The following is a 14,302-nucleotide window of genomic DNA, read 5'->3' as shown; positions in this document are numbered from 1 at the left end:
GGGCAAAGGCGCGATAGCGCCGTGCCCACGCGATGGACATGGTGGGCACGCTTCGCTTTGCCCACCCTACGAGACTACGAGACCTATCGTTTCTCTGGCGGCACGTCCTTGATGCGCGCGCAATGCGCGGCGACGTCCTCGACGCTGTATTTCAGATGCACCCGCTTGTCGGACGGCGCCTGCTTTGCGGTGCAGACGCCCGGCCGCCATTCCTGCGCCGGCCTGATCGGGCGCGGCGCAAAGCCGCCGCCGCAGTTCGGGCAGACGTTGAAGAGTTTCGTCTCGACGCAGTCCGCGCAGAACGTGCATTCATAGGAGCAGATCCGCGCGTCCGTCGCGTTTGGCGGCAGGTCGCGGTCGCAATATTCGCAGTTCGGCCGAAGCTGGAGGGCCATGGCAAATCTCCCGGATCGACCGGGATCATCGCAGATCGCGCGCGCGGTGCGAATGCCGTAGTTCCCTCGATTTCCGCCGGGCCCTCAGGAGCGTGCCGTCTTCCACGCCGTCGTCACCGTGGCGATCTCCGCCGGCTCCGGCTCGCGCACCGCCGAGGGCGTGCGCGAGAAGCGCGGCGCGGGACCGGGCTGCTTCACGCCGTGGCGCTCGATGAACACGTTGCGGGCGACCATGTGCGGATGCCTTGTCGCTTCCGACATGGTCAGCACCGGCGCGAAGCAGATGTCGGTGCCTTCCATGATCTTGCACCAATCCTCGCGCGTCTTGCTCTTGAACACCGTCTTGAGCTTCTCCTTCAGCGCCGGCCAGGCCTTGGGATTCATCTGCGCGTCGAAATCGGCATCGGTCAGGCCGGCGTGCTGGCGTAGCAGCGCGTAGAATTGCGGCTCGATCGAGCCGATCGAGATGAAATGACCGCAGGCGCATTCATAGACGCCGTAGAAATGCGCGCCGCCGTCGAGGAAGTTTTGGTCGCGCCCTTCGGTCCAGCGTCCCATATTGGTCATGTCGAAGAAGAACGACATCAGCGATGCCGCGCCGTCGCACATCGCGGCGTCGACGACCTGGCCCTTGCCGGATCTCTGCGCTTCCAGCAGTGCTGCGAGCACGCCGACGACGAGATAGAGCGCGCCGCCGCCGAAATCGCCGACCAGGTTGAGCGGCGGCACCGGCGCTTCCTTCGTGCCGATGGCGGCGAGTGCGCCGGTGATCGAGATGTAATTGATGTCGTGGCCGGCAGCGTTGGCGAGCGGGCCTTCCTGGCCCCAGCCGGTCATGCGGCCATAAACCAGCTTGGGGTTGCGCGCGAGCACGATGTCGGGCCCAAGGCCGAGCCGCTCCATCACGCCGGGCCGAAAACCCTCGACCAGCGCATCGGCGCTTGCGAGCAGATCCAGCACCTGCGCGATCGCCGCCTTGTCCTTGAGGTCGAGCTCGATCACCTTGCGGCCGCGACCCGCCACCGACTTCATGTTCTTCTTGGCGCCGACGCGGTCGAGCGTGACGACGTCGGCGCCCATGTCCGCCAGCATCATGCAGGCGAACGGGCCGGGCCCGATGCCGGCGAATTCGACGATGCGGAAGCCGGAGAGCGGGCCGGAGCTGCGGACGGACGAGGTGGGGGCTGGTTTGTCGAGCACGTTGTTGTTTCCTCGGGTCGCGGGCGCATGCGCCTGATGCGGCAATCGCCCCTGACGTTTCTTCTGTTGAGCGAGTTAATCGGCCGATTAACTTTTCTCGCCTTCGCGCCAGCGAGGCAAGCGGTTTTCATGCCGCATGGCCAAAATAAAACGGCGCGCACCGAAGTGCGCGCCGCGGAAAATTTGTGTCGAGGCGCTATCAGCGCGCAGCGGTCACCGCGCGTTGCGCCATCACCTTGATCAGATTGGCGCGATACTCCGCCGTGCCGTGGATGTCAGCCAGCAATCCGTTGGCCGAAATGCTGACGCCATCGATCGCCGCCGGCGACCAGTTCGCCTTCAGCGCGGCTTCGATGGCGGGGACCCGCATCACGCCGCTCTGCGAGGCGCCGGTCGCGGCGACGCGAACCTCGCCCGCCTTGGTCTGGGCCACGAACACCCCGGTCAGCGCGAAGCGCGAGGCTGGATGGCGCATCTTCTCGTAGCCTGCCTTCGCCGGCACCGGGAACGACACGGCGGTGATGATCTCGCCGTCCTCGAGAGCCGTGGTGAACAGGCCCTTGAAGAAGTCGTCCGCCGCAATCGACCGCTTGTTGGTCTTGACGGTGGCACCGAGCGCGAGCAGCGCGGCCGGGAAGTCCGCGGCGGGATCGTTGTTGGCAATCGAGCCGCCGATCGTGCCGCGATAGCGCACGGCAGGGTCGCCCAGCACCGAGGTGAGATGGGCGATCGCAGGGATAGCCTTCTTCACGTCGGCATTCGTCATGATGTCGTAATAGGTCGTGGCGGCCTTGATGGTCAGCGTGTCGCCCGACAATTCGACGCCCTGCAGCTCCTTGATCTTGCCGAGGTCGATGACGTCGGAGGGGCTTGCGAGGCGCTGCTTCATCACGGGCAGCAGCGTTTGGCCGCCGGCCAGGAACTTCGCTTCGCTGCTCTTGCCGAACAGGCTGACGGCCTCGTCGACCGAGGAAGCGCGATGATAGGTGGTCTGGTACATCTTCGTTCCTCTCTCTTAAGCCGCGTGGATGGTGCGCCAGACCCGGTCGGGGGTCGCGGGCATTTCCAGGTTGTTCTTGCCGATCGCATCCGTGATCGCGTTGATCACGGCCGCTGACGCCCCGATTGCGCCGGCCTCGCCGCAACCCTTGATGCCCAAGGGATTGCCGGGGCACAGCGTCGTGGTGTGGGAGAGGTTGAACGACGGTACGTCGTCGGCGCGCGGCATGGCGTAGTCCATGAACGAGGCCGTGACCGGCTGGCCGTTGGAATCGTAGACCGCATGCTCGAGCAGGGCTTGCCCGATGCCTTGAACAAGGCCGCCATGGACCTGGCCCTCCACGATCATCGGGTTGATTAGCCGGCCGAAATCGTCGGCCGCGACGAAGTTGACGAAGGAGGTCTTGCCGGTGCCGGGGTCGACCTCGAGCTCGCAGATATAGCTGCCGGCCGGGAAGGTGAAGTTGGTCGGGTCGTAGAAGGCGCTCTCCTTCAGGCCCGGCTCCATCCCGTCAGGCAGATTGTGCGCGGTGTAGGCCGCGAGCGCGACCATCGGCAGCGCGATCGCCTTGTCGGTGCCTGTTACCTTGAACTCGCCGTTCTCGATGACGATGTCGGCCTCGGAAGCTTCCAGCGCATGGGCTGCAATCTTCTTGGCCTTCGATTCCATCTTCTCCATCGCCTTCAGGATCGCGGTGAGGCCGACGGCCGCCGAGCGCGAGCCGTAGGTGCCCATGCCGAACTGCACCTTGTCGGTGTCGCCGTGGACGATCGAGACCTGGCTGATGGGAACGCCGAGCCGCTCCGCCACGAGCTGGCAGAACGTGGTCTCGTGACCCTGGCCGTGACTGTGCGATCCCGTCAGGATCTCGATGGTGCCGACCGGATTGACGCGCACCTCGGCCGATTCCCACAGGCCGACGCCGGCGCCCAGGCTGCCGACCGCCTTCGACGGCGCGATGCCGCAGGCCTCGATGTAGCAGGACACGCCGATGCCGCGCAGCTTGCCGTCGGCTTTCGCCTTGGCCTTGCGGGCGGGGAAGCCGGCATAATCGATCGCCTTCATCGCGGCATCGAGCGAGGCGTTGAAGTTGCCGGTGTCGTACGCCATGATCACGGGCGTCTGGTGCGGGAATTGGGTGATGAAGTTGGTCCGCCGCAGCTCGGCCGGATCGACCTTGAGCTGCCGCGCCGCCGTCTCCATCAACCGTTCGATCAGATAGCTCGCCTCGGGACGGCCTGCGCCACGATAGGCGTCGACCGGCGTGGTATTGGTGTAGACCCCGATCACCTCGGCGTGGATCGCCGGGATGTTGTACTGGCCCGACAGCAGCGTCGCGTAGAGATAGGTCGGCACCGAGGACGAGAACAGCGACATGTAGGCGCCGAAATTGGCGTAGGTCTTCACCTTGAAGCCCAGAATCTTATTCTGGGCGTCGAACGCCATCTCGGCATGGGTGACATGGTCGCGGCCATGCGCGTCGGTGAGGAAGGCTTCGGTGCGGTCACCGGTCCATTTCACGGGACGGCCGACCTTCTTCGAGGCCCACAGCGCCACCATCTCCTCGGGATAGATGAAGATCTTGGAGCCGAAGCCGCCGCCGACATCGGGGGCGATCACGCGCAGCTTGTGCTCGGGCGCGATATTGTAGAACGCCGACAGCACGAGGCGGGCGACGTGCGGGTTCTGCGAGGTCGTGTAGAGCGTGAAATGCTCTTCCGCCGCGTCGTAATCGGCGATCGCCGCCCGCGGCTCCATGGCATTGGGGGCGAGGCGGTTGTTGGTGACGTCGAGCTTGACCACATTGGCGGCCTTGGCGAAGGCCGCGTCGGTGGCGCCCTCGTCGCCGATCACCCAGTCATAGACCTGGTTGCCGGGCGCTTCGGGATGAAGCTGCGGCGCGCCCGATTTGATCGCGGCCTGGACGTCGGCGACCGCGGGAAGCTCTTCATAATCGACGACGACCGCTTCCGCGGCATCGCGCGCCAGATTCTTGCTTTCGGCGATCACGACCGCGACGGCCTGTCCGACGAAGCGCACCGTCTCCGGCGCCATTGCGGGCCAGGCACCCATCTTCATCGGGCTGCCGTCCTTGGAGGTGATGGCCCAGCCGCAGATCAAATTGCCGACCTTGTCGTCGACGATCTCTCGGCCCGTGAGCACCGCGACCACGCCCGGCATCTTCAGCGCGGCGGACGAGTCGATCTTCTTCACCTTGGCGTGGGCGTGCGGGCTGCGGATGAAATGGGCATGGGTCATGCCCGTCAGCTTGATGTCGTCGACGTAGCGGCCTTTGCCGGTGATGAAACGCTTGTCTTCCTTGCGCACGACGCGCGCGCCGATACCTTCAACACCCATGTCTGGTCCTCCCGACCGGAATTTTTATGGCTGCGCTTTGCTTCGAAAGCCGCAGGCAGTGATTCTTCTTTCGAGGCGCGCCGCTTTACTCGGCCGCCTGCGAGACCTTCATGCGCCCGGCTGCATCCAGCACGGCCTTGACGATGTTGTGGTAGCCGGTACAGCGGCAGATGTTGCCTTCCAGCTCGCTGCGGACGGTGGCTTCGTCGAGCTGACCACCATGGCGATGCACGATGTCGATCGCGGACATGATCATGCCCGGCGTGCAATAGCCGCATTGCAGACCATGATTGTCGCGGAAGGCGGCCTGCATCGGGTGCAGCTCGTCGCCCTTGGCGATGCCCTCGATGGTGGTGATGGTGGCGCCGTCGGCCTGGCCCGCCAGCATGGTGCAGGATTTCACCGCCTTGCCATCCATATGGACCACGCAGGCTCCGCACTGGCTGGTGTCGCAGCCGACATGGGTCCCGGTGAGGTTGAGGTGATCGCGCAGAAGCTGGACCAGCAGCGTGCGGTCCTCGACATCGATGGCAACGGCCTTGCCGTTCACCGTCAGTTTGACTGTAGACACTTGAAGTCCTCCCAAAGTGATTTTGATTGGTTCTAATTAGAAACAGCGCAACGGAACTTTGCAACTGGCATTTTGATCATCTGGCGTCACGGAGAGGTCATCGTCGCGGCGCGCGATTCGGTCATGACGCTTCAAGCCGTCGCCAACACGTGGCGCAGCCGCGAGGCAGGTCTGAAAAGTTTGGCATCGCCTCCTCAGGGCAATATCGCAGCGTCGATGCCGCGTATCGCCGCCGCTTGCGCGCGGGTTCAGCCCTGTCGCACGTCGTTCTCCCCTCGCTGTCTTGTTCCTTGGCGTGAATAGGAGCACGTGCCCGCGGCTTTGTAATCGCGATCTTGGTAGTATGCGGCTGAAATCTAAGTAATTGATTTTGCTGTTGATATTTTCAGGTGACGGACATTGCGGCCCCGCCGCTCGCACAGCGTCCGCTCGCCTCCTCCTTCCTGGCGATTGTTCGGCGGCTTGTGCCGCCCTATCCGCGCTGGCCAAGCACAACGGAGGGTGGAACGATGCAGATGAACGACAGCCAGCGCATCCCGGCGTCGAAAGCGAAGGTCTGGGCCGCGCTCAACGATCCCGAGATTCTGAGACGCTGCATTCCCGGCTGCCAATCGCTCGAGATGGCATCGCCCACGGAGATGACGGCCATTGTGGTGCTGAAGGTCGGCCCGGTGAAGGCGACGTTCAGCGGCAAGGTCACGCTGACCGACATCGATGCGCCCCACGGCTACCGCATCGTCGGCGAGGGCGCCGGCGGCGTCGCCGGCTTTGCCAAGGGCGGCGCGAAGGTCAGGCTCGCCGAAGAGACGCCGGACGTCACGATCCTGCATTACGAAGCCGACGCGCAGATCGGCGGCAAGCTCGCGCAGCTCGGCGCGCGGTTGATCGAGTCGACGTCGCGAAAACTTGCCGCGAGCTTCTTCGACAACTTCGCCGCATTGGTAGCGCCGTCATCGTGACCGATGCGCGGGCGGAGACAGTGAGCGCTATGGCTCGCGGCGCAATGCCGCCTCGATCCGATGATGCGTTTCGAGCTGTAAAACAAGGGCAAGACGCGAGGCGCGACAACGAGATGAGCGGCGAAAGCCGCCACTGATTTGCACTACTACCTTCCGCCTATACTAAGCGCGAGAAGCCGATGCTGTAATTTTCAACGATGGTTCGCAGACTAACTGCGCATCGCGAGCGCAATGCGCTCCGGCGTCCAACGTGGCGTGCACAACAACATCGTGGAGGGAATACATGACCTTTGGAACGAAGGGATTCTTGGCTGGCATCTCGATGATTGCGGTGCTGGCCGCCGTGAACTCAGGCGTTCGCGCCAACGACTCGGTGATCAAGGCGCAATCCGAGTCAAACCAGTGGGCCGTTGCCGGCCACGACTACGGCAATACGCGCTACAGCCCGCTCAAGCAGATCAACACCGAGAACGCCGGCAAGCTGACGCTCGCTTATTCGTTCTCGCTGGCGTCGCTGCGCTCGAACGAATCCTCGCCGATCGTCATCGGCAACACGCTGTACGTGTCGAGCTCCTGGGGCCCGAAATACGTCTATGCGCTCGATGCCGCGACCGGGCAGCGCAAATGGACCTGGGAGCCCGAGATTCCCGAGGACGTGCTGCAATATGCCTGCTGCGACGTGAACAATCGCGGCGTCTCCTATGCGGACGGCAAGATCTTCGTCGGCCGTCTCGACGGCAAGCTGACGGCGCTCGATGCCGCCACCGGCAAGTCGCTGTGGACCACCAAGGTCGTCGATTACAAGCAGGGCTCGGTCATCACCTCGCCTCCGCTGGTCGTGCGCGACAAGGTCATCACCGGGTTCGGCGGCGGCGAATACGGCGTGCGCGGCTCGCTGCAGGCCTTCGACATCAACACCGGCAAGCAATTGTGGCAGACCTTCACGGTCCCGAGTCCGGACGAGCCGGGCGGCGACACCTGGAAGGGCGATTCCGCCCAGCATGGCGGCGGCGCGGCCTGGCTGGTCGGCTCCTACGATCCCAAGACCGACACCGTCTATTGGGGCACCAGCAATCCCGGTCCGTGGAACACCGGCGTCCGTTCGACCGGCGACGGCAATTTCGGCAAGCTGACCAACCTCTACACCGCCTCGACGCTCGCGCTCGATCCCAACACCGGCAAGATCAAGTGGCACATCCAGACCACGCCGGCCGACGCCTGGGACTATGACGGCGTCAACGAGGCCGTGCTCGCGGACCTGAAGATCGGCGGCAACACCGTTCCGGCGCTGATGAAGGCCGATCGCAACGGCTACTTCTTCGTCGCCAACCGCGAGACCGGCAAGGTGCTCTCGGCGGAGAAATACGTCTTCTCCAACTGGGCGACGAAGTGGGACGTCAACACCATGCGCGCGGTGGAAGACCCGGACAAGCGTCCGGGACCGGGCCATCCCGCCAAGGACATCTGCCCGAACCTGATCGGCGGCAAGAACTGGCAGCCGATGTCCTTCAATCCGCAGACTGGGCTCGTCTACATTCCCTCGAACAACGTTTGCATGGACTGGTCGGTCTCCGACGTCTCCTACAAGCGCGGCGTGTTCTATCTCGGCGCCGAATTCCCCACCAAAGAGGGCCCCGGCGGCTTCCTCGGCGAGCTCGTGGCCTGGGACCCGGTGGCGCAGAAGAAGGTCTGGTCGATCAAGGAAGACCTGCCGTTCAACGGCGGCACGCTGACCACCGGCGGCGGCCTGGTGTTCGCCGGCAACCTTCACGGCGACTTCCGCGCCATCGATGCGAAGAGCGGCAAGGTGCTCTGGAGCAGAAATCTCGGCTCCGGCATCGGCGCCGGGCCGGTAACCTATGAGGTCGGCGGCAAGCAATACGTCGCCATCGTCGTCGGTCGCACGGCCTCGATACCTGCGTTCCTGGGCGATATTGGAAAGAAGATGACGGCCGCAGCCCCCGAGGGTGGTTCGCTCTTCGTGTTCTCCGTCCAGTGACGACTCGCGCGCGTATCCCGAAGGAGACGGGATACGCGCGCGCTTTCTCGACATCGCGCGGCGACGGCATCGGCCTGACCTTGGCTCAGACCCCGTGCCGCGACGCCTGATCCACCCATTCCCAACTGCCGGAGACGAGGATGCGTCCGATCAATCCAGGGAACGGCCAGCGCCGACATCACAGCATCGCGGGATGGCTCACATGGGCCGCAATCTCCGCGACGATCGTACCGGCCCCGGCCGTTCATGCCGACGAGACGAAGCCGTTTCGCCTGTGCGCCGATCCGACCAATCTGCCGTTCTCGAGCGATAATCCGTCGCAGCCGGGCTTCTATGTCGAAATCGGCCAGGCGCTGGCGCAGGCGCTCGGCCAACCGATCACGTACGATTGGTACAAATCCTATTTCGGCAAGCGGACCGTGCGGGTCACGCTGCTGGGCAAGCAATGCGACGCCATGATCGGCTTGCCGCGCTCCGAGGATTTCATGGGGCCGGCCGTCATCTTCTCCGACACCATCGCGAAGGAAGGCTATGCGCTGGTCGCCGCGAAAGGCCAGGCGATCGGCGGCGTGGACGACCTCAGAGGCAAACGCGTCGCCGTCCAATACGCCAGCACGCCGCAAAACCTGCTCGCGACGCGTGACGACATCCGGAAGGTGACCGTGCTGTCACCCGAGGAAGCCATGCAGGCGCTCGACCAGGGCCGGGCGGACGTCGCCTTCATCTGGGGGCCCGTCGCCGGCTGGCTGAACATGACCGCCTACAACGATCGCTATCAGATCCGGCTCACCGAAGGCGAAGGCCTGTCGTGGGATGCCGCCATCGGCTTCGCGAAGGGATCGACCGAGCTCCGCGATCGCGTCGATGCGATCCTGCCGACACTTCGGACGACGATCGCCGGTCTTGCGGTGAAATATGGTTTGCCGGCCGGACAGTCCATCCGCTTCGGCTCGGCCAAGGCCGTGGCGGCGGGAACCACGACCGGAGCGGGGCCCGGCGCGGCCGTAGGACAGGTCGCAAATGTGGTGGCGACCGAGACCAAGGGTGATGCAGCGGCGCCGAGTGCGGAGACTGCGCGTGCAGGCAAGGAGATCTTCAACGGAACCTGCGCGCATTGCCACGGCCCCGACGCCATCCAGAGCGAGCGGAAGATCGACCTGCGGCTGTTGCGTCACCGCTACGGCGACGACATGCGCGACACCTTCCTGAAGACCGTGCATGACGGGCGACCGGCCAAGGGCATGCCGGCGTGGAAGGAGGTCTTCACCGACAACCAGTTCGACAGCATCTATTCCTTCCTGCTGACAGTGCAGGTCGAATCGAACGACTGAACGGACGGGACGGGCAAGATGTGGTAGCATCCATGCTGCATCATTTCGGCGCCGGACCGGCACGGGTGGGTGCGCTGCCGCCGCCGGGTGCGGCGGATCCTTTGGAAGGCGCCATGGCCAGCTTCCTGATCATCGACGATCATCCGCTGTTTCGCGAAGCGCTGGGCAACGCCGTGCGGCTGGCCTTGCCGGAGGCCCGCATCCTGGAGGCGATGTCGATCGAGGACGCGCTGGACATCCTGTCGGCCGAGCAGGGGATCGACCTTGCGCTGCTCGATCTGTCGCTGCCGGATGCGACCGGCTTCTCCGGTTTCCTCCGCTTGCGCGAGACCTATCCGCGCCTGCCGGTCGCCATCGTATCGAGCGAGGAGGACCAGCACGTGGTCCGTGAAGCGCTGGCGCTCGGCGCGGCCGGCTACCTGCCGAAGTCGACGTCGAAGCGGGAGCTGGCCGCCTCGATCGAGGGCGTGCTCTCAGGATCGGTGTCGGTGCCGCGGGATTTCGTGGCGACGCCGCAGCGGCGCAAGGCCGAGACCAGCAAGGCCCTCGAGGTCAAGCTCCGCGAGCTCACGCCGCAGCAGATTCGGGTTCTGGACCTGCTGCGCCGCGGCTACCCGAACCGGCAGATTGCGCAGGAGCTGCAGCTCGCCGAATCCACAGTCAAGGCGCACATCACCGAGATCCTGCGCAAGCTCGGCCTGTTCAGCCGCAACAAGGCGATCATCGAGATCGGCAAGATGGACCTGCCCGACCCCAGGAACCGGCCCTATGCGCGGGCCGACCGCGGCAGGCCGCAATGATCGATCTTGGATCGGTCTTGCCGTTGTTGACCTCGATCAAGCCGGCGCGCGCCGGCCGGTACAGTCTCGGGCCAAGCCCGACACCTGGCAACGTTTTGGGGATGGCCGACGCGTGACGCGATTTCTGATTGTCGAAGACCATCCGTTGTTCCGCGAGGCGCTCGAAGGCGCGCTGCAAATGGTGGCGCCCGGAGCCGAGATCCTGCAGGCGACTTCGGTCGACGGCGCGCTGGAGCAGCTGTCCGCGGGCGCCGAGCTCGATCTCCTGCTGCTCGATCTCTCGATGCCGGGCACGACCGGCCTCTCGGGCATCGTTCGCATCCGCAAGGCCTTCCCGAAGGTCCCCGTCGTCATCGTGTCGGGACATCAGGATCCCAGAATCATCTCCGGCGCGCTGTCGCTGGGCGTCGCCGGTTACATCTTCAAATCCTGCTCCAAGCAGGAACTGGCCCAGTCGATCGGCGAGGCGCTGCAGGGTCTCGTCTGTCTTCCGGATGCCTATCGTGCAAGGCGACCGCAGCGGGCGCCAAGTCCCGCCCATGATCTGCTGAAGCGGCTGCATGATCTGACGCCGCAGCAATTGCGGGTCCTGGAAATGCTCAAGCGCGGTCTTCAGAACAAGCAGATCGCCTATGAGCTGAAGATTTCCGAGACCACCGTGAAGGTCCATGTCTCGGACATCCTGCGCAAGCTGAACGTCGTCAGCCGCACCAAGGCGATCGTCGAGATGTCCCGAATCGATTTCGCGACGCTGGCGAGCGACGGCAGCCGGGCCAAGCACGATCGCGCACAGTCGGATCAGCAGTGAGGCGGACTTCACCGGTCCCGTGTCGCAGATCGGTGCCGCTGCCTCGGTGAATCGACAAACAAGTCATGCCATTGGCGGCATGTAATCCATTACCGCTACTGTGCATGGGGTTGTTTTGCGATATTTGGGTGAGCGCGTCGGTGCGGCGCTAGCTCAGCAGGAACGACAACAGCGCGCGCATCTCGGCGGGCTTGACGGGCTTCTTCAAGACTTCGAGGCCGGAGAGGCTCGCTTGCTTGGCGGCCTTCTCGGAATAGTCGGCGGTGATGATCATCGCGGGCACGTCGAGCTTCAGCTGCGCCCGGATGTCGGCGATCGCCGACAATCCGCTCTCGCCGTGATCGAGATGAAGATCGGCGATGACCGCGTCGGGCGCTCCGCCCAGCTCGCTGAGGCGCAGCAGCGCGTCCGCAGCCGACGGCGTGGTCGCGACGTCGCAGCCCCACCCTTCCAGCAGGGCGGCCATGGCCTCGGAGCCGGATGGATCGTTCTCGACCAGCAAAATCTTGGCGCCTTCGAGCCCGCCATATTGACGTTCGCTGAGCTTGGGCTCGTGCACCTCGTCGCTGACCTCGGCGAGATCGGCCGGCTCGAGCTCGAGGACGAACGTCGATCCCTTGCCGACTTGCGACGACAGCCGCACCTCGTGTCCGAGCACGGTTGCGAAGCGGCGAACGATGGAGAGGCCGAGCCCGAACCCGGCCTGGTCGGTCGCGCTGGCTTCGCCGCGCTGGAATTCGCGAAAGATGGCCTCCTGTTGCGTCTGCGCGATTCCCGGCCCGGTGTCGGAGACCTGGACGCAGATGCGGTCGCCCCGGCGCCTGCACCCCATTACGACGCCGCCGCTGCGGGTGTAGCGGATGGCATTGGCGAGCAGATTTTGCAGCACGCGCCGGAGCATCATCGCGTCCGACGACACCGCGACCGGCGCGCTGCGGATGCGCAAGGACAGGCCTTGCCGCGCAGCGAGCGGCGCGAATTCGTTGCGAAGCTGCTCGAACAGCGGCGCCAGCGCCAGCGGACGCACGTCGGGTCTGAGCGCGCCGGCGTCGAGCTTGGCGATCTCCAGCAACGAGCGGAGCAGATCCTCCAGCGTGACCAGCGAGCGGTCGACCTGGTCGATCAGCAGGCCCGCCTCCTGCGCCTCCATCATCTCGGCCAGCGCCGACAGCGTCAGGCGCGCCGCGTTCAGCGGCTGCAGCAGATCGTGGGTGACCGAGATCAGGACGGACGATTTGAGCGAGCTGGCGGCCTCGGCCTGCTGCTTGGCGCGATACAGGCCCTCATTGGCGCGCTCGATCGAATGCAGCGCCTCGCGCAATTGGTAGGTCCGGTCCCGGACCTGGCGGTCGAGCGCGATGGCGGTCTCGAACAGCGAGAAGGCGTTGAGCTGCTGGTCCATCGAGCGCTCGACGCGGGACATCAGCGCGGCATTGATCTTCTTCAGCTTCGCGGCTTCCCGCTGCAGCTGCTCGACCGCATCGGGGTCCTGCCACGGCCCGGTCACGCGGGACGCCTGCCGATGGCGACGCCGGTGAAGGTCTGGTTCACGTGCATCGAGCCGAACTGCTCGCCGTAGGTATGAAAGCCGACGACGCGATTCTGGCGGTAGAGTTCGGACATGTCGCGGGCGAGCTGGTGCTGCTCGGCGTCGAGCCGGCGCAGCAGGCATTCGAAACCGATATAGAGCGAGACCTCGCCGATCTGGTCGCGCGTCTCCGCGAAGGCCTCGCGCGTCGTGCCGACCAGGCTGCGCGACGTCGCCGCCGTCAACACCATGCCTTCGTCGATGGCGCAGAAGAAGTGCAGCGATCCGTCCGGTTCGACGCGCTGGATCGACCGGGCGTAGTAGGAGCCGCCGACCCGGACCAGAACGGGATGCGAGGCGAACGAGAACGGGTCGAGCTTTTCGTCCATGATCCCGACGACGCGGGAATATTCCTCGGCCGCGGGCTCGGCGTTCAGCTCCCTGACGGTTCGATTCTCGGTGTCGGCCTCGGTGACCACCATCTTCTGGGGCCGCGGTTCGAAATTGTCACACTTGAAGACCCGGAACGGCAGCGACGTGCTCAACAGGATGAGCAGGGCGGCATTGGTGTAGGCCTTGCCGTCGAAAAACACCCAGGTGCGTTCGAACCGCATGCCGTCGCCCGCAGATCCCCCGACGATGGGAATGTCGTCGAGCGAGGCATAGATCGCGGACATCACGGCTTCTTCCCGGCGACACAGGCCGTCGATCAGAACCAGGCCGAACGGATTTCCGCGTTCGCCCTGGGACGACTCCCGCAGCAATTCCTGCCGCAGCTCGGTGCCGATCCTGCGGCCGTCCTCGACGCGAAAACCGTCGAGATTGAGAATCGGCCGCACCACGGCCGAGAAGTCGGCGCGGCTGAAGGCGAGGGCAACGACGCTGTTCTCGTCCCAGCCGTCAGGCGCGAGCTCGCCGGCCGTGGTACAACCGCAGACCTGGGTCCCGTCGAATTGCCGGCTGATCTCCGCGATGAATTGGTGCGGATCGTAGCATGGGGAGACGAAGAGCAGGATGAGCGCCAGCTCCTCGGATGGGAGCTGAGCGGCGAGGTCGGCAACGGCTTGCGCGACGCCCGCGGCCTTCGACTTCGCGACGGCAACGCCGGACGCACCGCCAAACCGAAAGTCGGTTTGCCCCACTCCGTTTCTCCCTCAAGGACCTGCCCGGACTGATGCCGAGTGCCTGACAAGTGCCCAAAGAGTATGGCCTTTTTCGTCTGGTCGCAACATTGCGACCGAATCCGCGGAACGTGTGTTTCGCGACCTGTGGCGTTCAGGCAGGAATTTACCGCCCCTTGACGAATCTGCCCTAATTTTCATCCCGGGTCGGGCGGGGCTGCTCCCGGCCGTG

The 14,302-nt window shown here is 64.9% G+C and carries 12 protein-coding genes; 5 read left to right on the top strand and 7 right to left on the bottom strand.

Annotated features, from left to right (window positions below; translation table 11 throughout):
- Nucleotides 1–83 precede the first annotated feature (83 nt).
- The 5 genes from DCM80_RS10870 to DCM80_RS10850 all read right to left on the bottom strand — a co-directional run bounded on the left by DCM80_RS10870 (nt 84) and on the right by DCM80_RS10850 (nt 5,524).
- Complete coding sequence (locus tag DCM80_RS10870; protein WP_257196946.1) at nt 84–395, bottom strand: DUF1272 domain-containing protein; 312 nt, start codon at nt 393–395, stop codon at nt 84–86.
- A gap of 84 nt (nt 396–479) precedes the next feature.
- A complete protein-coding gene (locus tag DCM80_RS10865; RefSeq protein ID WP_257196945.1) occupies nt 480–1,595 on the bottom strand; it encodes a CaiB/BaiF CoA-transferase family protein in 1,116 nt (371 codons plus the stop codon).
- Nucleotides 1,596–1,794: 199 nt separating this feature from the next.
- A complete protein-coding gene (locus DCM80_RS10860) occupies nt 1,795–2,595 on the bottom strand; it encodes a xanthine dehydrogenase family protein subunit M (RefSeq protein ID WP_257196944.1) in 801 nt (266 codons plus the stop codon).
- A 15-nt stretch (nt 2,596–2,610) separates the two neighbouring features.
- Entirely contained in the window at nt 2,611–4,953 is a 2,343-nt protein-coding gene (locus DCM80_RS10855) for a xanthine dehydrogenase family protein molybdopterin-binding subunit (RefSeq protein WP_257196943.1), read from the bottom strand.
- Between the two features lie 85 nt (nt 4,954–5,038).
- Nucleotides 5,039–5,524 (bottom strand): (2Fe-2S)-binding protein, encoded by a 486-nt coding sequence (locus DCM80_RS10850; protein ID WP_257196942.1) that lies wholly within the window; start codon nt 5,522–5,524, stop codon nt 5,039–5,041.
- A 509-nt stretch (nt 5,525–6,033) separates the two neighbouring features.
- Here DCM80_RS10850 and DCM80_RS10845 point away from each other — a divergent pair.
- The 5 genes from DCM80_RS10845 (at nt 6,034) to DCM80_RS10825 (ending at nt 11,421) form a co-directional block, all read left to right on the top strand.
- Nucleotides 6,034–6,483 (top strand): carbon monoxide dehydrogenase subunit G, encoded by a 450-nt coding sequence (locus tag DCM80_RS10845; RefSeq protein ID WP_257196941.1) that lies wholly within the window; start codon nt 6,034–6,036, stop codon nt 6,481–6,483.
- Between the two features lie 283 nt (nt 6,484–6,766).
- A complete protein-coding gene (locus DCM80_RS10840; protein WP_257196940.1) occupies nt 6,767–8,482 on the top strand; it encodes a PQQ-dependent methanol/ethanol family dehydrogenase in 1,716 nt (571 codons plus the stop codon).
- Nucleotides 8,483–8,622: 140 nt separating this feature from the next.
- Nucleotides 8,623–9,813, top strand: a complete 1,191-nt coding sequence (locus tag DCM80_RS10835) for a c-type cytochrome (protein WP_257196939.1) — start codon at nt 8,623–8,625, stop codon at nt 9,811–9,813.
- 113 nt (nt 9,814–9,926) lie between these two features.
- Nucleotides 9,927–10,613, top strand: a complete 687-nt coding sequence (locus DCM80_RS10830) for a response regulator transcription factor (protein WP_135167195.1) — start codon at nt 9,927–9,929, stop codon at nt 10,611–10,613.
- 112 nt (nt 10,614–10,725) lie between these two features.
- Nucleotides 10,726–11,421, top strand: coding sequence for a response regulator transcription factor (locus DCM80_RS10825; RefSeq protein WP_257196938.1), 696 nt, complete (start codon nt 10,726–10,728; stop codon nt 11,419–11,421).
- A 148-nt stretch (nt 11,422–11,569) separates the two neighbouring features.
- On the opposite strand, the gene DCM80_RS10820 is transcribed toward DCM80_RS10825, so the two are convergent.
- Both DCM80_RS10820 and DCM80_RS10815 read right to left on the bottom strand, forming a co-directional pair.
- Nucleotides 11,570–12,928, bottom strand: a complete 1,359-nt coding sequence (locus DCM80_RS10820) for a hybrid sensor histidine kinase/response regulator (RefSeq protein ID WP_257196937.1) — start codon at nt 12,926–12,928, stop codon at nt 11,570–11,572.
- Nucleotides 12,925–14,091: an FIST N-terminal domain-containing protein gene (locus DCM80_RS10815; RefSeq protein ID WP_257196936.1), complete on the bottom strand. Its 1,167-nt coding sequence runs from the start codon at nt 14,089–14,091 to the stop codon at nt 12,925–12,927. The genes DCM80_RS10820 and DCM80_RS10815 overlap by 4 nt, the downstream gene beginning before the upstream one ends.
- Nucleotides 14,092–14,302 lie beyond the last annotated feature (211 nt).

This window comes from Bradyrhizobium sp. WBOS08, from assembly GCF_024585125.1.
GTDB lineage: Bacteria > Pseudomonadota > Alphaproteobacteria > Rhizobiales > Xanthobacteraceae > Bradyrhizobium > Bradyrhizobium japonicum_B.
This window is presented reverse-complemented; position numbering and strand designations above follow the sequence as displayed.

Excerpts from the sequence above, each read along its gene's own strand:
- DCM80_RS10830 (WP_135167195.1), top strand. The coding sequence starts at position 9,927 with ATGGCCAGCTTCCTGATCATCGACGATCATCCGCTGTTTCGCGAAGCG.
- DCM80_RS10840 (WP_257196940.1), top strand. The coding sequence starts at position 6,767 with ATGACCTTTGGAACGAAGGGATTCTTGGCTGGCATCTCGATGATTGCG.
- DCM80_RS10835 (WP_257196939.1), top strand. The coding sequence starts at position 8,623 with ATGCGTCCGATCAATCCAGGGAACGGCCAGCGCCGACATCACAGCATC.
- DCM80_RS10845 (WP_257196941.1), top strand. The coding sequence starts at position 6,034 with ATGCAGATGAACGACAGCCAGCGCATCCCGGCGTCGAAAGCGAAGGTC.
- DCM80_RS10860 (WP_257196944.1), bottom strand. The coding sequence starts at position 2,595 with ATGTACCAGACCACCTATCATCGCGCTTCCTCGGTCGACGAGGCCGTC.
- DCM80_RS10870 (WP_257196946.1), bottom strand. The coding sequence starts at position 395 with ATGGCCCTCCAGCTTCGGCCGAACTGCGAATATTGCGACCGCGACCTG.
- DCM80_RS10855 (WP_257196943.1), bottom strand. The coding sequence starts at position 4,953 with ATGGGTGTTGAAGGTATCGGCGCGCGCGTCGTGCGCAAGGAAGACAAG.